Below are 19106 nucleotides of genomic sequence, written 5' to 3' on the forward strand. Positions count from 1 at the left end.
CATTAGACTCGCATTAATATGCGGTGAAATTATTTATGGGTAACGGCTTTGACGATGCGATCGCCGCAGAATTGGATCAGATAAACCAAAACTACCAGTAATACTAATACGGTATTCATAACTGTGGCGTTATAACCGATATAACCGTATTGGTAACCGATTTGGCCCAGACCACCGGCGCCGACTGCGCCGCCCATGGCGGAGTAGCCCACCAGGGTGATCAGGGTGATGGTCGCGGCGTTGACCAGGCCCGGCAGGGCTTCCGGCAGCAACACTTTCTTGATGATCTGCATCGGCGTGGCGCCCATGGCGCGCGCCGCTTCCACCAGACCGGACGGGATCTCCAGCAGGGCGTTTTCCACCATGCGCGCGATGAACGGCGCGGCGCCGACGGTCAGCGGCACGATGGCCGCCTGCAGGCCGATCGAGGTACCGACGATCATGCGGGTAAACGGAATCATCCAAACCAGCAGGATAATGAACGGGATGGAACGGAAGATGTTCACCAGCCCGGACAGGATCTTATACAGCGAATTGTTGGCGATGATCTGCCCCGGGCGGGTGACATACAGCAGCACGCCTACCGGCAGGCCGAGCACGAAACCGAAGAAGCCGGAGACAAAGGTCATCATGACGGTTTCCCACACGCCACGCGCCATCAACCACATCATTGCCTCAGACATAACCCAGAACCTCTACTTTTACCTGATTTTCTTGCAGGAACTTAATCGTCGCCAGCGCGTCTTCGTCGCTGCCGTGCAGCTCCGCCAGCATCACGCCGAATTTTACGCCGCCGGCATAATCCATCTGGGCGCTGATAATGTTGTTGTTCACGTTGAAGCGGCGAGCGGCTTCAGACAGCAGCGGCGCATCGACCGATTGACCGGTGAACTCCAGGCGCAGCAGCGGCTGACGGTCGCCCTGGCGCTCCGGCGACAGGCGCGCGGCGTAGTCGTCCGGAATATCCAGATGCAGCGTGGACTGAATGAACTGCTGGGCCAGCGGGGTTTTCGGGTGTGAGAACACTTCGCTGACGCTGTCTTTTTCGATCAGCTGCCCCTGGCTGATGACCGCGACCTGGTCGCAGATGCGTTTCACCACGTCCATTTCATGGGTGATGAGCAGAATGGTCAGACCCAGACGGCGGTTGATGTCTTTCAGCAGTTCCAGGATGGAACGGGTGGTGGCCGGATCCAACGCGCTGGTGGCTTCGTCGCACAGCAGCACTTTGGGATTGCTGGCCAGCGCACGGGCGATCGCCACGCGCTGTTTCTGGCCGCCGGACAGATTGGCCGGGTAGGCGTCGTGTTTGTCCGCCAGGCCGACCAGCTCCAGCAGTTCGGTCACGCGCTTTTTGATCTCGGCGCGCGACGTATTGTCCAGTTCCAGCGGCAGCGCCACGTTGCCGAACACCGTGCGGGAAGAGAGCAGGTTGAAGTGCTGGAAGATCATGCCGATTTGGCGACGGGCGCGCGTCAGTTCGCTTTCCGACAGAGACGTCAGATCCTGGCCATCGACCAGCACCTGGCCGGAGGTCGGGCGCTCAAGCATGTTGGCGCAGCGAATCAGCGTGCTTTTGCCGGCGCCGGAAGATCCGATAACGCCATAGATTTGCCCGGCAGGGACGTGAAGGGTCACGTCAGAGAGCGCGGTAATGGTGCGCGAACCCTGCTGGAACACTTTAGTGATGTTAGAAAGTTTAATCATATTCTTCTTATTTTAGCGTGGTTGCCCGTGGCTAGATAAAAGTAAACCTCGGCGTGGAACCAAGGTATGGATCAGATGTTAAGGCGTCTAGACGTCTAAGTCAACGACCAGCGACGTTCTCCGGCGTTCTCAGTGCGGGGTAAAACATGCGATACTGTCAGCGTATTCAGCCCCTCAGGAGCAAAGCGGTGACACAAAGCGTTCCAGCAATTTTTCTCGATCGTGACGGTACGATTAACGTTGACCATGGTTATGTCCATGAAATCGACAACTTCCACTTTATTGACGGCGTGATTGACGCCTGTCGCGAACTCAAAAAGATGGGGTTCGCGCTGGTGATGGTGACCAACCAGTCGGGCATTGCGCGCGGCAAGTTCAGCGAAGACCAGTTTATGTACCTGACCGAGTGGATGGACTGGTCGCTGGCCGATCGCGACGTCGACTTCGACGGCATCTATTTCTGCCCGCATCATCCTGAGGCGGTAGTGGAAGAGTATCGTCAGGTCTGTGACTGCCGTAAACCGCAGCCGGGCATGCTGCTGCAAGCGCAGCAGGAATTGAACATCGATATGGCCGCTTCTTATATGGTGGGCGATAAACCGGAAGACATGCAGGCGGCGATCGCGGCCGGCGTCGGCACCAAGGTGCTGGTGCGTACCGGCAAGCCGGTGACGGAGCAGGGCGAAAAGCTGGCCGATTGGGTGCTAAATAGCCTGGCGGACCTGCCGGCAGCCATCAAAAAGCGGGTTTAATAGGCGTTACGAATGAATAGTGAGCGGTCAGATAAAAAATGCATATTATCGCTTGTCATTCTGAACCGGCTCCCTATAATGCGCCTCCATCGACACGGCGCAAGTGATTCACTTCACACGCGGCCGGGAAGAAAGAGAAAAAATCCTGAAAATTAGGGTTGACTCTGAAAGAGGAAAGCGTAATATACGCCACCTCGAGTTAGCAAGCGAAAGCGCCTAACTCACTGCTCTTTAACAATTTATCAGACAATCTGTGTGGGCACTCCACAAGACGATATCCAGCATCTTCGGATGCAAAAAAATATCAAGTCTTGAAGAGTGACTAACTGAAGTAAAATTCATGCAGTAAATCTTTGAGCATCGCTTCTCGAGTGGAAGCAAATCAAGCTTTTAATTGAAGAGTTTGATCATGGCTCAGATTGAACGCTGGCGGCAGGCTTAACACATGCAAGTCGAGCGGTAGCACAGGGGAGCTTGCTCCCCGGGTGACGAGCGGCGGACGGGTGAGTAATGTCTGGGAAACTGCCTGATGGAGGGGGATAACTACTGGAAACGGTAGCTAATACCGCATAACGTCGCAAGACCAAAGAGGGGGACCTTCGGGCCTCTTGCCATCAGATGTGCCCAGATGGGATTAGCTAGTAGGTGGGGTAATGGCTCACCTAGGCGACGATCCCTAGCTGGTCTGAGAGGATGACCAGCCACACTGGAACTGAGACACGGTCCAGACTCCTACGGGAGGCAGCAGTGGGGAATATTGCACAATGGGCGCAAGCCTGATGCAGCCATGCCGCGTGTGTGAAGAAGGCCTTCGGGTTGTAAAGCACTTTCAGCGAGGAGGAAGGTGGTGAGCTTAATACGTTCATCAATTGACGTTACTCGCAGAAGAAGCACCGGCTAACTCCGTGCCAGCAGCCGCGGTAATACGGAGGGTGCAAGCGTTAATCGGAATTACTGGGCGTAAAGCGCACGCAGGCGGTTTGTTAAGTCAGATGTGAAATCCCCGGGCTCAACCTGGGAACTGCATTTGAAACTGGCAAGCTAGAGTCTCGTAGAGGGGGGTAGAATTCCAGGTGTAGCGGTGAAATGCGTAGAGATCTGGAGGAATACCGGTGGCGAAGGCGGCCCCCTGGACGAAGACTGACGCTCAGGTGCGAAAGCGTGGGGAGCAAACAGGATTAGATACCCTGGTAGTCCACGCTGTAAACGATGTCGATTTGGAGGTTGTGCCCTTGAGGCGTGGCTTCCGGAGCTAACGCGTTAAATCGACCGCCTGGGGAGTACGGCCGCAAGGTTAAAACTCAAATGAATTGACGGGGGCCCGCACAAGCGGTGGAGCATGTGGTTTAATTCGATGCAACGCGAAGAACCTTACCTACTCTTGACATCCAGAGAACTTTCCAGAGATGGATTGGTGCCTTCGGGAACTCTGAGACAGGTGCTGCATGGCTGTCGTCAGCTCGTGTTGTGAAATGTTGGGTTAAGTCCCGCAACGAGCGCAACCCTTATCCTTTGTTGCCAGCGGTTCGGCCGGGAACTCAAAGGAGACTGCCAGTGATAAACTGGAGGAAGGTGGGGATGACGTCAAGTCATCATGGCCCTTACGAGTAGGGCTACACACGTGCTACAATGGCATATACAAAGAGAAGCGACCTCGCGAGAGCAAGCGGACCTCATAAAGTATGTCGTAGTCCGGATTGGAGTCTGCAACTCGACTCCATGAAGTCGGAATCGCTAGTAATCGTAGATCAGAATGCTACGGTGAATACGTTCCCGGGCCTTGTACACACCGCCCGTCACACCATGGGAGTGGGTTGCAAAAGAAGTAGGTAGCTTAACCTTCGGGAGGGCGCTTACCACTTTGTGATTCATGACTGGGGTGAAGTCGTAACAAGGTAACCGTAGGGGAACCTGCGGTTGGATCACCTCCTTACCTAAAGATATTAGTTCGAGTGGCGTGCTCACACAGATTGTCTGATAGAAAGTAACGAGCAGAAATACCTTTATAGGCTTGTAGCTCAGGTGGTTAGAGCGCACCCCTGATAAGGGTGAGGTCGGTGGTTCAAGTCCACTCAGGCCTACCACTTCTCGGAAGTGGAAAAGGTACTGCGCGTGACTGTATGGGGCTATAGCTCAGCTGGGAGAGCGCCTGCCTTGCACGCAGGAGGTCAGCGGTTCGATCCCGCTTAGCTCCACCATATAGTCCGGTATTTCAATACTTCAGAGTATATTGGCGACAGTATGCTGCGAAGTATTTTGCTCTTTAACAATCTGGAACAAGCTGAAAATTGAAACATGACGGCTGAAATTTATCCCTCCGTAGAAGTACTGGGATGAAGAGTAACCTGTCATAGAGTCTCTCAAATGTTTGCAGCGCGAACGATGGAAACATCTTCGGGTTGTGAGGTTAAGTGACTAAGCGTACACGGTGGATGCCTAGGCAGTCAGAGGCGATGAAGGGCGTGCTAATCTGCGAAAAGCGTCGGTAAGGTGATATGAACCGTTACAACCGGCGATACCCGAATGGGGAAACCCAGTGTGTTTCGACACACTATCATGTCATGAATACATAGTGGCATGAGGCGAACCGGGGGAACTGAAACATCTAAGTACCCCGAGGAAAAGAAATCAACCGAGATTCCCCCAGTAGCGGCGAGCGAACGGGGAGGAGCCCAGAACCTGAATCGGCTTGTGTGTTAGTGGAAGCGTCTGGAAAGTCGCGCAGCAAAGGGTGATAGCCCCGTACACTAAAATGCACAGGTCGTGAGTTCGATGAGTAGGGCGGGACACGTGACATCCTGTCTGAATATGGGGGGACCATCCTCCAAGGCTAAATACTCCTGACTGACCGATAGTGAACCAGTACCGTGAGGGAAAGGCGAAAAGAACCCCGGCGAGGGGAGTGAAATAGAACCTGAAACCGTGTACGTACAAGCAGTGGGAGCACCTTCGTGGTGTGACTGCGTACCTTTTGTATAATGGGTCAGCGACTTATATTTTGTAGCAAGGTTAACCGTATAGGGGAGCCGTAGGGAAACCGAGTCTTAACTGGGCGATTAGTTGCAAGGTATAGACCCGAAACCCGGTGATCTAGCCATGGGCAGGTTGAAGGTTGGGTAACACTAACTGGAGGACCGAACCGACTAATGTTGAAAAATTAGCGGATGACTTGTGGCTGGGGGTGAAAGGCCAATCAAACCGGGAGATAGCTGGTTCTCCCCGAAAGCTATTTAGGTAGCGCCTCGTGAACTCATCTTCGGGGGTAGAGCACTGTTTCGGCTAGGGGGCCATCCCGGCTTACCAAACCGATGCAAACTCCGAATACCGAAGAATGTTATCACGGGAGACACACGGCGGGTGCTAACGTCCGTCGTGAAGAGGGAAACAACCCAGACCGCCAGCTAAGGTCCCAAAGTCATGGTTAAGTGGGAAACGATGTGGGAAGGCATAGACAGCCAGGATGTTGGCTTAGAAGCAGCCATCATTTAAAGAAAGCGTAATAGCTCACTGGTCGAGTCGGCCTGCGCGGAAGATGTAACGGGGCTAAACCATGCACCGAAGCTGCGGCAGCGACGCTTAGGCGTTGTTGGGTAGGGGAGCGTTCTGTAAGCCGTTGAAGGTGGCCTGTGAGGGTTGCTGGAGGTATCAGAAGTGCGAATGCTGACATAAGTAACGATAAAGCGGGTGAAAAGCCCGCTCGCCGGAAGACCAAGGGTTCCTGTCCAACGTTAATCGGGGCAGGGTGAGTCGACCCCTAAGGCGAGGCTGAAAAGCGTAGTCGATGGGAAACAGGTTAATATTCCTGTACTTGGTGTTACTGCGAAGGGGGGACGGAGAAGGCTAGGCTAGCCGGGCGACGGTTGTCCCGGTTTAAGCGTGTAGGGGGTGTGACCTGGTAAATCCGGTTGCATATCAACCCTGAGGCGTGATGACGATGCACTACGGTGCAGAAGTAGTTGATGCCCTGCTTCCAGGAAAATCCTCTAAGCATCAGGTAACATTAAATCGTACCCCAAACCGACACAGGTGGTCAGGTAGAGAATACCAAGGCGCTTGAGAGAACTCGGGTGAAGGAACTAGGCAAAATGGTGCCGTAACTTCGGGAGAAGGCACGCTGGCATGTAGGTGAAGTCCCTCGCGGATGGAGCTGAAGCCAGTCGAAGATACCAGCTGGCTGCAACTGTTTAATAAAAACACAGCACTGTGCAAACACGAAAGTGGACGTATACGGTGTGACGCCTGCCCGGTGCTGGAAGGTTAATTGATGGGGTCAGCCGCAAGGCGAAGCTCTTGATCGAAGCCCCAGTAAACGGCGGCCGTAACTATAACGGTCCTAAGGTAGCGAAATTCCTTGTCGGGTAAGTTCCGACCTGCACGAATGGCGTAATGATGGCCAGGCTGTCTCCACCCGAGACTCAGTGAAATTGAACTCGCTGTGAAGATGCAGTGTACCCGCGGCAAGACGGAAAGACCCCGTGAACCTTTACTATAGCTTGACACTGAACATTGAGCCTTGATGTGTAGGATAGGTGGGAGGCTTTGAAGCGTGGACGCCAGTCTGCGTGGAGCCATCCTTGAAATACCACCCTTTAATGTTTGATGTTCTAACTCGGCCCCATAATCTGGGGTGAGGACAGTGTCTGGTGGGTAGTTTGACTGGGGCGGTCTCCTCCCAAAGAGTAACGGAGGAGCACGAAGGTTAGCTAATCACGGTCGGACATCGTGAGGTTAGTGCAAAGGCATAAGCTAGCTTGACTGCGAGAGTGACGGCTCGAGCAGGTACGAAAGTAGGTCTTAGTGATCCGGTGGTTCTGAATGGAAGGGCCATCGCTCAACGGATAAAAGGTACTCCGGGGATAACAGGCTGATACCGCCCAAGAGTTCATATCGACGGCGGTGTTTGGCACCTCGATGTCGGCTCATCACATCCTGGGGCTGAAGTAGGTCCCAAGGGTATGGCTGTTCGCCATTTAAAGTGGTACGCGAGCTGGGTTTAGAACGTCGTGAGACAGTTCGGTCCCTATCTGCCGTGGGCGTTGGAAGATTGAGAGGGGTTGCTCCTAGTACGAGAGGACCGGAGTGAACGCACCACTGGTGTTCGGGTTGTCATGCCAATGGCATTGCCCGGTAGCTAAGTGCGGAAAAGATAAGCGCTGAAAGCATCTAAGCGCGAAACTTGCCTCAAGATGAGTCTTCCCTGGGCCTTTAAGGCCCCTGAAGGAACGTTTAAGACTAAGACGTTGATAGGCTGGGTGTGTAAGTGCAGCGATGCATTGAGCTAACCAGTACTAATGATCCGTGAGGCTTAACCTTACAACACCGAAGGTGTTTTAGAGAGATTTTCAGCGAAGTTCCGAGATTGGTTCTGATGGCGACACGAAAGTGAAGCGGTTGGAATGAAACAGAATTTGCCTGGCGGCAATAGCGCGGTGGTCCCACCTGACCCCATGCCGAACTCAGAAGTGAAACGCCGTAGCGCCGATGGTAGTGTGGGGTCTCCCCATGCGAGAGTAGGACACTGCCAGGCATCAAACAAAGCCGAAAGCCCTGAACTGACGTTCAGGGCTTTTTGCTATGCGTAAAAAGGAAAATCCCCGTTGTAATCCGCTTCAATTTTCATCGTACTGTTTAATATTCATCACAAAACCAACGCATTGTTTCTCTGAATGTCAGATATTCTTCGTCCGCTATTAAGTTTGGCTGTTAACTTATAAATAACAATAAAGTAACAACCAGGGCGGCAGGACGCCGAATTTCATCATTGCTATGGCTCGGAGAAAATATCATGACAGAAACAACCTCGGCTCTTGGGGATGAGCACGGCGTCGAACAGGAGGCGCTGGATAACAAGAAACGCATTTTCGCTATCGTCGGGGCTTCATCAGGCAATCTGGTGGAGTGGTTTGATTTTTACGTTTACTCCTTCTGTTCCATTTATTTTGCCGCCTCGTTCTTTCCAGCGGGCAACAGCACCACGCAGCTGCTGCAAACCGCCGGTGTTTTCGCCGCTGGCTTCTTTATGCGACCTATCGGCGGTTGGCTGTTCGGCTATATTGCCGACAAGCATGGCCGAAAAAACTCAATGCTGCTTTCAGTCTGCATGATGTGCGCCGGATCGCTGGTGATCGCCTGCCTGCCGACGTATGAATCGATCGGCAGTTGGGCCCCGGCGCTGCTGCTGATCGCTCGGTTGTTCCAGGGGTTGTCGGTGGGTGGCGAGTATGGCACCAGCGCCACCTACATGAGCGAGGTGGCAATCAAGGGGCGGCGTGGCTTCTACGCATCGTTCCAGTACGTGACGCTGATTGGCGGGCAACTGTTGGCGCTGCTGGTCTTGGTGATCTTACAGCAGATATTGCCCGCCGAAGAGCTGAAAGCCTGGGGATGGCGTATTCCGTTTGCCCTGGGGGCCGTGTTGGCGGTGGTGGCGCTTTACCTGCGCCGCTCGCTGAATGAAACCTCCGATGCGAAGACGCGTAACCACAAAGATGCCGGTTCGCTGACGGGGCTGTGGAAAAATCGCAAGGCGTTCCTGATGGTGCTGGGCTTTACCGCCGCCGGTTCACTGACCTTCTACACCTTCACCACCTACATGCAGAAATACCTGGTGAACACCGCCGGTATGGACGCCAAGCTGGCCAGCGCCATCATGACCGTTGCGCTATTCGTCTTTATGCTGCTGCAGCCGGCGGTAGGCGCGTTTTCGGACAAAATCGGCCGTCGCAGCTCGATGCTGATCTTCTCAGCCTTCGCCACGGTGTTGACGGTGCCGATCCTGTTTGCCTTGAAAGAGGTGACCAACCCCTTTATGGCGTTCGGTCTGATCGTGTTGGCGTTGTTCGTTGTCAGCTTTTACACCGCGATCAGCGGGCTGCTTAAAGCCGAGATGTTCCCGCCGGAGGTACGCGCGTTAGGGGTAGGCTTGTCTTATGCGGTGGCGAACGCTCTGTTCGGCGGTTCGGCGGAATATGTCGCGTTGTCGCTTAAATCATTCGGCGTGGAGAATGCCTTCTTCTGGTACGTTTCCGGCATGTGCCTGCTGGCGTTGCTGGTTTCGCTTCGGTTGCATCGCAAAGGGAAGGAGATACAGCTGTAATAAAAACCCCGGCCTTGGCCGGGGTCAGAGTATCGCTTACAGGATACGGCTAATCAGCCGATCGATGCGGATACGCCGCAGACGGCGAATCAGCTTGCGCACCTTGATCGGATACTGCTGAATGCTTTGCAGCTCCTGATAGTGGCCGACCACGGTGGTGTGGGTGCGGATGCACTCCAGCTCTTTTTGCCGCTGTTCGCGCATCTCTTGTTTGGGATCGTGGATCAGAATGGCGTTTTCCAGATCCAGCCGCCAGGCGCGCGGGTTGAGATTATTGCCGGTAATCAGCTGCCACTCTTCGTCTACCCACATGCCTTTCAGGTGATAGCTGTTATCGCCATCCTTCCACAGACGCACGATCAGCTGCCCGGTATCGATATAACGCTGCAAGCGGCTCAGGAAGCGGCGCAGGTTGATCTCGTACAGGTAGGGCAGCGCGCCGATGATTTTGAACGGCTGGTCTTCCGGAATATAGAAATCGTTGGCGGTCTTGTCGCCGACAATGATCTCCACCTGTTTGCCCTGGCGCAGCAGATAAATGATGTTGCGCACCAGCAGCGCCGGCAGGTTGAAGTAGGGGGTACAGAGCGTCAGTTTCTGGTCGGCGCACGACATCAGGTGATGAATGGTTTTATTCAGCACGCTTTGCTTGCCAAGCCCAACCAGCGGCGTCACCGCCAGCTCATCGTTGCCGGCCTTGCCGCGGAAGTGGTAACCGGCGCGGCGCAGGGCGAAACGGAACAGACGGGTCTCGTTTTTGATCTCCGGGCTTTTCGGCCGATCGCTGCGATCGAGGCGCTGTACGGCGCCGGCGGTGAGCAGATGCTGCTTGATGTAATCGATCAAGGTATCGGCCAGCACGCCGTTGGTGATCAGCTGATAGCGATCGTAACGGTATTTCTCATGCTGATGCAGATAAACGTCGTTGATGCTGGCGCCGCTGTAGATCGCGGTATCGTCGACCACAAAGCCTTTCAGGTGCAGTACGCCTAACGCTTCGCGGGTATTGACCGGCACGCCGTAGATCGGCACCGACTGTTCCGGATGTTGGCTGGCCATGGCGCAGTACCAGTCGGCGTTGGTATTGGCGGCGGCGGCGCCGATGCGCCCACGCTGTGCGCGGTGCCAGTCGACCAGTACGCAGATTTCCAGCTCGGGCCGCCGCTGTTTGGCTTGATACAGCGCGTTGAGGATCTCGCGCCCGGCGTCGTCATGCTCCAGATACAGAGCCACCAGATAGATGCGTTGGGTGGCGTTGGCGATGGCGCTCAGCAGCGTGGTGCGAAAATCGGACGGCGCGTACAACGTACGAACATCAGCAACCGTCTGGGGGAGTTTGGGCAGTTGTGCAAGGTGTTGTTGATGTTTGCTACGTTTAAATTTTGACAACATCACAGTGCGTTTCTTCTCTCATGATTGATGGCCAGAACGCCACAGGCATAAAAACAATAAACCGAATAATCGGGCGATAATACCATTAGTTGCCCCGATTGTGCGTATGTTTTGGCGTTAAGTGATGGATTCGTAGCGCATTGCGACGCAGGTCACTGCGCGTCGGCGGCCTGCAGCGGCAGCGTCAGATTGACGATGCCGTCCTCAAGCTGCACCTCAATGCCAAAGCCCAGCCGCTGCGCCAGTGCGATCATGCCGCGGTTATTCGGCATGGTGATGCCGCTCAGACGGGTCAGGCCATGAGCGCGCGCATAGGCGATCATTTTCTCCAGCAACTGACGGCCCAGGCCCAGTCCTTTGAGGTCGGAACGCACCAGCACGGCGAATTCGGCGTCGGTGTTGTCCGGATCGGACAGCGCGCGGGTCACGCCGATGATCTCGTCTGCGCGCACCGCCACAAAGGCCATTTCTCGATCGTAGTCGATCTGCGTCATGTTGGCCAAATCGTCATGGGTAAACTCATTGATCTCGCTGAAGTAGCGATAATAGAGGTCTTCCTTGGTCACCCGGTCGATGAAATGCTTCAGCGCCGGCTCGTCTTCCGGCAGGATCGGGCGGAACAGGCATTGGCTGCCGTCTTTCAACGCGATGGTCTCTTCCAGCTCATGCGGATAAGGGCGGATCGCCAGCCGCGCCTGCGGATCGCCGCTGAACGGCGCGAGCTGCATCGAAACGTCCAGCAGAGTGAATTCGCTGCCGGAGGCCAACACCGGGTGAATATCCAGCCGGGCGATCTCCGGGCAGTCGAGGATCAGGTTGGAGACCTGCACCAGCAAGCGGCTTAGTCCAGGGATATCTAAAGGCCGCAGCGCGCTGCGCCCGCGGATCTTGCCGCCTTTCACCGCCTGCAGCACCAGATAACGCGCCAGCGCCATGTTCAGCGGCGGCAGCGCGACCGCCACCTGATTTTCCTGGCGCCATTCCACACCGCCTTCACCCAGCATGATCAGCGGGCCGAAAATCGCATCCTGCTCCACCGCGATGCGCAGCTCCTGGGCGCCGGCGCGGTTGGCCATGCTCTGCACCAGCAAGCCGTGGATGCGCGCCTGAGGGTAGGTGCGCTTCACGCGGTCGAGGATCGCCTCCGCCGCGCGCTGCACTTCGGTCGCGGTGCGCAGGTAGAGCATGACGCCCTGAACTTCTGACTTGTGCGGGATATCTGGCGAACGGAGCTTCAGCGCTACCGGGTAGCCGATCTGTTCGGCGATATGTACCGCTTCGGCGCTGTCTTCGGCGATCCAGGTCGGCAGGGTGCTCAGGTCATAAGCCTGCAGAATGGATTGCACCTCGTGGGTATCCAACTGGGTGGCGCCTTCGGCCAGCGCCTGATGGATCAGGCGGTGAGCGTCGGCGGTATTGGCGGTCAGGCCGACCGGCAGCGCCGGGGTCTCTTTCAGCTGCTTCTGGTTGCGGCGGTATTCCACCATATGCATAAAAGCGGTCACAGCGCCTTCCGGCGTGCGGTAGGTGGGTATGGCGGCCTCGGTAAACAGCCGGCGCGCCTCTTGAGAAGAGTATTCGCCGCACCAGTTGGTCAGCAAGGTGATGCGTTTGCCGCGCGCATGGCGGTGCAGCGCGTCGATCAGCCGCTGCGCCGTGGCGGTGCCCGGCGCCGCCGCGCTCGGCGCATGGATCAGCAGCAGCGCGTCATAGTCGTGGCTGTCGAGCAGCGCTTCGAGAGCCGCCAGGTAGCGCTGCGGCGTGGCGTCGTCGCGCAGATCGAGCGGGTTGCCGGCGCGAATGAAATCCGGCAGCGCATCGCTCAGCTTCGCCAGGCTCTCATCGTTCAGCGTTGCCAGCTTGCCGTTGCGCCCGAGCAGCTCGTCCAGCGCCATTGCCGCCGGCGCCGCCCCGTTGCTGACGATCATCAGCCGCTCGCCGCGCAGCGGATGCATATGGCTGAGGGTTTCCACCGCGGAGAACAGCTCATGGGTATCCTGCACGCGCAGCAGGCCGGCTCGCTGGATGGCGGCGTCGTAGGCGGCGTCCAGCCCCTGCTGGCTGTTGAGCAGTAATTGCGCCTGTTGGCTGCGGCCGCTTTTGATCACCAGAATGGGCTTGTTGCGTGAGGCGCTGCGCGAGGCGGAGAGAAAGCGCCGTGCGTCGCTGATGTTTTCCAGATACAGCAGGATGGCGCTGGTTTTGCTGTCGCGCGCCAAAAAGTCGAGCAGGTCGTCGACGTCGATATCCAGGCTGTCGCCCAGCGCGATGAAGTAAGAGAAGCCGACTTCGCGCTGCTGCGCCCAGTCGAGAATGGTGTTGGCGACGGCGGCGGACTGCGAGATAAACGCCAGCTTGCCTTTTTGGATCGGCACCGGCGAGAAGCTGGCGTTGATGCCTTGCCACGGCGCCAGTAATCCCAGGCTGTTGGGGCCCAACAGCCGCATGGCGTAGCGCTGCGCGCAGGCTTTCAGCTCGGCGAACTGTTCCGGTGGCGAAGAGAGCACGATGGCGGTTTTGCAGCCGCGCTGCCCCAGCGCGTCGAGCAGCGCCAGATTACGCTTGGCGTGAGTGCAGATGATCGCCAGATCCGGCGTCAACGGCAGGCTGGCGACGTCGGGGTAGGCCATGACGCCGCATACCGCCTTGTAGCGCGGCGTCACCGGCAAGATGGGGCCGCCGAAACCGCCGGCCAGCAGGTTGCTCATCATCAGGTTGCCGGCGCGGCCCGGCTGCTGCGAAGCGCCCAGAACGGCGATCGATTTGGGACGTAGTAGCGCTTCTAACCCTCGCTGGCTCATGCACGGCTCCTTTTGGCAACGTTACGCCTGATTTTAGGCGCTTTATGGCTGCATTGCTGTGACCGATGCCTCCGGCCGGGTCGGTTTTCCCGCCAGATACTGTTGGCGGAAATAGCGAAAATGCTGATTCAACCCTTCGGCGGCCGGCAGATCGCCCGCCTGTTGCAGCAGGGCGGCGGCCACTTCCGCCGTGCAGTGTTGCTCGGCGCGGCTGGCTTCGCGCAGTTGGTAGTCCGATGCGGCGTCGACGTTGAGGGAAAACACCGGGAATTGATTGAGATACGGGCTTTTACGGAACATTTTGCGCGCCTCCGCCCAGGTGCCGTCCAGCATGATGAACAGCGGCGGTTTGCCGCCGACGGGCAGCGCGCTGAACACCGGCCGTTCGGCGTCGGCGTAGGACGCGGGGAACACCACATAAGGCTGCCGGGTGGGATCGTTGATGGCCGCCAGCAGGGCGGGATCGACCTCGGTACGCGACCAGAGGAACGCCTGGGTGTCCGGCAGGATATCGGCGATCAGGCGGCCGGTGTTGCTGGGCTTGAGCGGCTCGGCGCCGAACATGATCAGGCAGAAACGGCTGCCGGCCTGCTGTGGGCGAATGGTGTCGCACAGGCAGTTCTTATGCGGCAGCAGGCAACCCTGACAACGTGCCACCCGGCAACCGCGCGCCAAAAAAGGGCGGGTGGCGCGGTCTAAACGGAATTGGCGCAGGCGAAGTACGGCGTTGTCGGTCATAACGATCCTGGGGAAAAACCGTTATTGTAACGCAGAAAAAAGCCCGCCGGGAGGGGCGGGCTCGATCGGGGCGCGTTCGCGCGCAATGGCGGGATACGGCCTATACTTGCCGAATCACACTAACTCGTTGAGCCAGTTGTCAAACGGCGCTTTCGGCATCGCGCCGTTGAGCATGTCGACCATTTTGCCCTGACGGAACACCATGATGGTCGGGATGCTGCGGATGCGGAAACGGGCGCTCAGCTCCGGCTCGGCTTCGGTGTTCACTTTCACGAAGCGCACTTTGCCGGCGCGCTCTTCGGCCACGTCTTCAAAGATCGGCGCAAAGCTGCGGCACGGGCCGCACCACGGCGCCCAGAAATCGACCACGACCGGCAGATCGTCCTGCAGCAACTGGTCCAGCGTGGCGGCGGTGGCGTTGATCACTTCACCGTCGAAGAGCTCATGGCCGCAGCGGCCGCATTTCGCGTTGTCCGCCAGACGTTCTTCCGGCACGCGGTTGGTGGCATTGCAAGCTGCACAAACTGTATTCATGTTGACCTCGGGTACAGAGAAAGCATGGTCCCCGCAACGCGGTTGCGGAGATGTTTCTTAAATGCTGACAATTATCGGCAAAACCCGGCGCGTGAACAATGAGGTTTGTTCAATGGATGTGATAGTTGGGAGCTTTTAGCGCAAGTTGGTGGCTTCGTGCACCAACATCAGGTAATCTTCGCGCCCTGCGCGTTGGTGGAGAAGACAATGAACGATTCATTTAGTGGCAAGAACGGTAAAGTCAAAGTGATGTACGTCCGCAGTGACGACGACAACGGCGACGACCGTAACAAGAATAAACGTCCGGCCGGCAAAGGCCGTCCGGCTGACGGTGCGCGATCGGGCCGCACCGGTCAAGACAAGGCGCGCGGCGGCAACGATCGCCGCGGCGCCGACTCCCGCCGCAGTGAAAGCGATCGTCCTCGCCGTCCGGCGCGCTCTGAAGATCGCGGTGGCAATGAGTCGCCGTGGAGAACCGTCTCGCGCGCGCCGAATGAAGAGCCGGCGTTCGATCATGGCGGCATCAGCGGCAAAAGCTTCATCGATCCTGAGCAACTGCGCCGCCAGCGCGCGGAAGAAACCCGCGTTTACGGTGAAAACGCCTGTCAGGCGCTGTTCGCCAGCCGTCCGGAAGCGATTGTGCGCGCCTGGTTCGTGCAGTCGGTCACCCCGCGCTTCCGCGAAGCGCTGCGCTGGATGGCGGCTAACCGCAAAGCTTACCACGTGGTGGATGAAGAAGAACTGGCCAAGGCTTCCGGCACCGAGCACCACGGCGGCGTTTGCTTCCTGATCAAAAAACGTCAGGGCCTGGATGCGCAGACCTACCTGAAAACCGCACCGGCGACCGACTGCGTGCTGGCGCTGGAGGAAGTGGGCAACCCGCACAACCTGGGCGCCATCGTCCGTTCGTGCGCCCACTTCGGCGTCAACGGCGTGCTGCTGCAGGATCCGGCGCTGCTGGAATCCGGCGCGGCGGTGCGCACCGCAGAAGGCGGGGCGGAGCATATCAAGGCGATCAACGCTGACGATTTCCTGTCGGTGCTGGATACCTTCCGCAAGGCGGGTTACACCATCGTCACGACCTCGAGCCACAAAGGCACCGCGCTGGCGCAGGCCAAGCTGCCGGCCAAGATGGTGCTGGTGCTGGGGCAGGAACGCGACGGTCTGAGCGACAGCGCCTGGCAGCAGGGTGACATGAACGTGTCTATCGGCGGCACCGGCAAGGTGGAAAGCCTGAACGTTTCCGTGGCGACCGGCATTCTGCTGGCGGACTGGTGGCGTCAGAATCAGGCGTAATCTTTTCTACGTCGGATAAAAAAAACGGGCGCCCCAGGGCGCCCGTTTCGTTTATTGCAGCTTAGTGCGCGCCGCCGCCCCCACCGCCGCCGGAGCTGAACGGCGGTTTCGCCACCCACACCAGCACCAGCAGCACCAGGAACACCCCGGCCGACAGCCAGAAGATTTCGTTGGCGGAGATGATCAGGCCCTGCGCGGTGATCTCGTTGGCGATGTACGCCGACGCCTGCTGCTTGCTCATGCCGAGCTGCTCCAGCTGGTGGTACATCTCCTGCGACTGCGGGTTGTACGGGTTGACGAACTCCGTCAGCTGCGAATGGTGCTGCGATTCGCGCTGCGTCCACAGGGTGGTGGTGATCGAGGTACCGATCGAACCCGCCAGCGTTCGCGTGAAGTTCGACAGGCTCGATGCCGCCGCCATACGCTCCGGCGGCAGGCCGGACAGCGTGATGGTGGTCAACGGCATGAAGAAGCAGGCGATGGCGAAGCCCTGGACGAACTGCGGCCAGGCGGAAGCGCCGAAGTCCATGCCCGGTTCAAACGTATAGGCGCGCCAGTAGAAGCACACGGCATACATGATGAAGCTGAAGGTCACCAGCCGGCGCATGTCGAGCCGGTTGCCGAACTTGCCGATGATCGGCGACAGCAGCACCGGGATCAGCCCGACCGGCGCCGACGCCAGCCCCGCCCAGGTGGCGGTATAGCCGTACACCTCTTGCAACAGCTGCGGCAACAGCACGATGGCGCCGAAGTACAGCATGTACGCCAGGCTGATGCACAGGCAGCCGATGGTGAAGTTGCGCGATTTGAACAGCGACAGATCCACCACCGGATGGTCGTCCGTCAGCTCCCAAACCACCAGGAACAACAGCGCCACCACCGCCACGACGGTCAGGGTGATGATCTCGGTCGAGTTGAACCAGTCCAGCTCCTTGCCCTGATCGAGCATCACCTGCAGCGAACCGATGCCGACGATCAGCAGCACCAGTCCAACCGTGTCGATCGGTTTGATCTCGGTTTTGGTTTCTCGCCCCTTCAGCGTCGCCATCGCCGCCATGATAACGAAGGCGCCGATCGGGATGTTGATGAAGAAGATCCAACCCCAATGGTAGTTGTCGCTGATGTAACCGCCGAGGATCGGCCCGAAGATCGGCGCGACGATAACGGTCATCGACCAGAGCGCCAGGGCCATCGCTCGCTTGGCGGGCGGGTAGTTATTCAGCAACAGGCTCTGCGACAGCGGGATCAGCGGCCCGGCCACCACGCCCTGGATCACGCGGAAGAAGATCAGCATGCCGAGGCTGTTGGAGATGCCGCACAGCCAGGAAGCGAGGACGAACAGCGCGGTGGACCAGAGGAACAGCCGCACCTCGCCGATGCGCTTCGCCAGCCAGCCGGTGATCGGGATCGAGATGGCGTTCGCCACGCCGAACGAGGTGATCACCCAGGTCCCCTGCGAGTTGGAAGACCCGAGGTTACCGGCAATGGTGGGGATCGCCACGTTGGCGATGGTGGAGTCCAGCACCTGCATGAAGGTCGCCATGGCGAGCGCGACCGTCATCCAGGCGAGCTGGGCGCCTTCAAGCGGTTTCTGTGGCAAGATGGCCTCCCGCGCGCTTAGCCGGCGTTCGCATGGATCACGTCGGCGATCAGCTGGTTAACCGGCGCCAGATTCAACGCCAGCGCGTCGCTCTGGTACAGCGGTTTGTCGCGCACCACGTCAGACAACACGCGGCCGTCCAGATTGGCGGTGTCGACGGTCACCAGCGTCGAAAGACCGATGCGCAGCGGATGATCGGCCACCTGCTTGGCGTCGAGCTCAATACGCACCGGCAGACGTTGCACCACCTTGATCCAGTTGCCGGTCGCGTTCTGGGCCGGCAGCAGCGAGAAGGCGCTGCCGGTGCCCATGTCGATACCGACCACTTTGCCTTGATACACCACGTCATCGCCGTAGACGTCGCTGACCACCGTCGCCGGCTGGCCGATGCGCATGTTGGCGATCTGGGTTTCCTTGAAGTTGGCGTCAACCCAGATGTGATCGGCCGGCACCACCGCCATCAGCGGCGAACCGGCGGCGATCTGCGCGCCGACCTGCACGCTGCGGCGCGAGACATAACCGGTAATCGGGCTGATCACCTTGGTACGCTGCAGCGCCAGCCAGGCGTCGCGCATCTGCGCGGCGGCCTGTTGGATCGCCGGCTGCTGTTCCAGCGGGGTATTCAGCACCATCGCCTGATTGGCGTTGTATTGCTGCACCGCCACTTCCAGGGCGGCCTTGGCGCTGTCGACCGCATCGCGCGCGTGTTGCAGTTCTTCGCGGCCGATGGCGTCGACGCTGCCCAGCACTACGCGGCGTTTCAGATCGTTCTCGGCCTTGCTCAGATCGGTCTTGCGCAGGGCGATGTTGGCCTGATATTGCTTGCTGTTGATGATCAGCTGGTGGGTCTGACGCACGCTGTTGGCCAGGCCGGTCTTGGCGCGTTCAAACGCCTGCTCGGCATCGGTCGGGTCGAGCGTCAGCAGCACGTCGCCCTGCTTGACGTAGTCGGTGTTGTCGAAATTGACGCTGTTCACGCTGCCGGACACCTGGGCCATGATCTGCACCTGGTTGCCGGAGACGTAGGCGTCGTCGGTTTCCTGATGATGACGCAGCACCAGGAACCAATACACTAAGTAAGCCACCCCTATAACAATGAAAATAACCGTCAGCAACAGCAGCCAAAATTTGCGCTGCTTCTTTTTGCCGCTCGGCTGCTGCGGGTTTTGAGTTTCCGCGCTTGCGCTCAT

General features: G+C 58.0%; 11 protein-coding genes, 2 tRNA genes and 3 rRNA genes. 8 read left to right on the forward strand and 8 right to left on the reverse strand.

The genetic code is table 11. The features are described 5' to 3' along the window. Positions 1–29: 29 nt before the first annotated feature. The gene (locus ACMGGK_RS04320; RefSeq protein WP_004932010.1) at positions 30–683 is read right to left on the reverse strand and encodes a methionine ABC transporter permease MetI; all 654 of its coding nucleotides are present in this window, start codon (positions 681–683) and stop codon (positions 30–32) included. Continuing rightward, positions 676–1707 (reverse strand): methionine ABC transporter ATP-binding protein MetN, encoded by a 1032-nt coding sequence (gene metN, locus ACMGGK_RS04325; protein WP_016929862.1) that lies wholly within the window; start codon positions 1705–1707, stop codon positions 676–678. The genes ACMGGK_RS04320 and metN overlap by 8 nt, the downstream gene beginning before the upstream one ends. 188 nt (positions 1708–1895) lie before the next feature. Between metN and gmhB the strand changes: the two genes are divergently transcribed. The 7 genes from gmhB to ACMGGK_RS04360 all read left to right on the forward strand — a co-directional run bounded on the left by gmhB (position 1896) and on the right by ACMGGK_RS04360 (position 9555). After that, positions 1896–2459 carry a D-glycero-beta-D-manno-heptose 1,7-bisphosphate 7-phosphatase gene (gene gmhB, locus ACMGGK_RS04330; RefSeq protein ID WP_015378880.1) on the forward strand — a complete coding sequence of 188 codons (564 nt, stop codon included), beginning with the start codon at positions 1896–1898 and terminating at the stop codon, positions 2457–2459. Positions 2460–2850: 391 nt separating this feature from the next. Further along, positions 2851–4392 (forward strand): 16S ribosomal RNA (locus ACMGGK_RS04335). A 74-nt stretch (positions 4393–4466) separates the two neighbouring features. Beyond that, positions 4467–4543 (forward strand) — tRNA-Ile (locus ACMGGK_RS04340). A 38-nt stretch (positions 4544–4581) separates the two neighbouring features. Then, positions 4582–4657: transfer RNA gene (locus tag ACMGGK_RS04345), tRNA-Ala, on the forward strand. A gap of 207 nt (positions 4658–4864) precedes the next feature. Beyond that, positions 4865–7772: ribosomal RNA gene (locus tag ACMGGK_RS04350) — 23S ribosomal RNA — on the forward strand. A gap of 98 nt (positions 7773–7870) precedes the next feature. Further along, positions 7871–7986 (forward strand): 5S ribosomal RNA (gene rrf, locus ACMGGK_RS04355). Together the 16S, 23S and 5S rRNA genes with 2 tRNA genes alongside form the textbook arrangement of a ribosomal RNA operon. Positions 7987–8244: 258 nt before the next feature. Beyond that, positions 8245–9555 (forward strand): MFS family transporter, encoded by a 1311-nt coding sequence (locus ACMGGK_RS04360; protein ID WP_016929861.1) that lies wholly within the window; start codon positions 8245–8247, stop codon positions 9553–9555. Between the two features lie 36 nt (positions 9556–9591). On the opposite strand, the gene pssA is transcribed toward ACMGGK_RS04360, so the two are convergent. The 4 genes from pssA to trxC all read right to left on the reverse strand — a co-directional run bounded on the left by pssA (position 9592) and on the right by trxC (position 15020). Continuing rightward, positions 9592–10947, reverse strand: a complete 1356-nt coding sequence (gene pssA, locus ACMGGK_RS04365) for a CDP-diacylglycerol--serine O-phosphatidyltransferase (protein WP_028127521.1) — start codon at positions 10945–10947, stop codon at positions 9592–9594. Between the two features lie 152 nt (positions 10948–11099). Next, entirely contained in the window at positions 11100–13748 is a 2649-nt protein-coding gene (locus ACMGGK_RS04370) for a bifunctional acetate--CoA ligase family protein/GNAT family N-acetyltransferase (RefSeq protein ID WP_079452313.1), read from the reverse strand. Between the two features lie 42 nt (positions 13749–13790). After that, positions 13791–14486 carry a tRNA-uridine aminocarboxypropyltransferase gene (locus ACMGGK_RS04375; protein ID WP_004928866.1) on the reverse strand — a complete coding sequence of 232 codons (696 nt, stop codon included), beginning with the start codon at positions 14484–14486 and terminating at the stop codon, positions 13791–13793. Positions 14487–14600: 114 nt separating this feature from the next. Continuing rightward, positions 14601–15020 carry a thioredoxin TrxC gene (gene trxC / locus ACMGGK_RS04380; RefSeq protein WP_004928868.1) on the reverse strand — a complete coding sequence of 140 codons (420 nt, stop codon included), beginning with the start codon at positions 15018–15020 and terminating at the stop codon, positions 14601–14603. A 207-nt stretch (positions 15021–15227) separates the two neighbouring features. On the opposite strand from trxC, the gene ACMGGK_RS04385 reads away from it, so the two are divergent. Continuing rightward, the gene (locus ACMGGK_RS04385; RefSeq protein ID WP_004928870.1) at positions 15228–16316 is read left to right on the forward strand and encodes a tRNA/rRNA methyltransferase; all 1089 of its coding nucleotides are present in this window, start codon (positions 15228–15230) and stop codon (positions 16314–16316) included. A gap of 61 nt (positions 16317–16377) precedes the next feature. Here the strand turns inward: ACMGGK_RS04385 and emrB are convergent, their stop codons facing one another. Both emrB and emrA read right to left on the reverse strand, forming a co-directional pair. Then, positions 16378–17916, reverse strand: coding sequence for a multidrug efflux MFS transporter permease subunit EmrB (gene emrB, locus ACMGGK_RS04390; protein ID WP_016929856.1), 1539 nt, complete (start codon positions 17914–17916; stop codon positions 16378–16380). 17 nt (positions 17917–17933) lie between these two features. Next, positions 17934–19106 (reverse strand): multidrug efflux MFS transporter periplasmic adaptor subunit EmrA, encoded by a 1173-nt coding sequence (gene emrA, locus ACMGGK_RS04395; RefSeq protein ID WP_016929855.1) that lies wholly within the window; start codon positions 19104–19106, stop codon positions 17934–17936.

This window comes from Serratia sp. BNK-33-b (assembly GCF_048684565.1).
Lineage (GTDB): Bacteria > Pseudomonadota > Gammaproteobacteria > Enterobacterales > Enterobacteriaceae > Serratia > Serratia marcescens.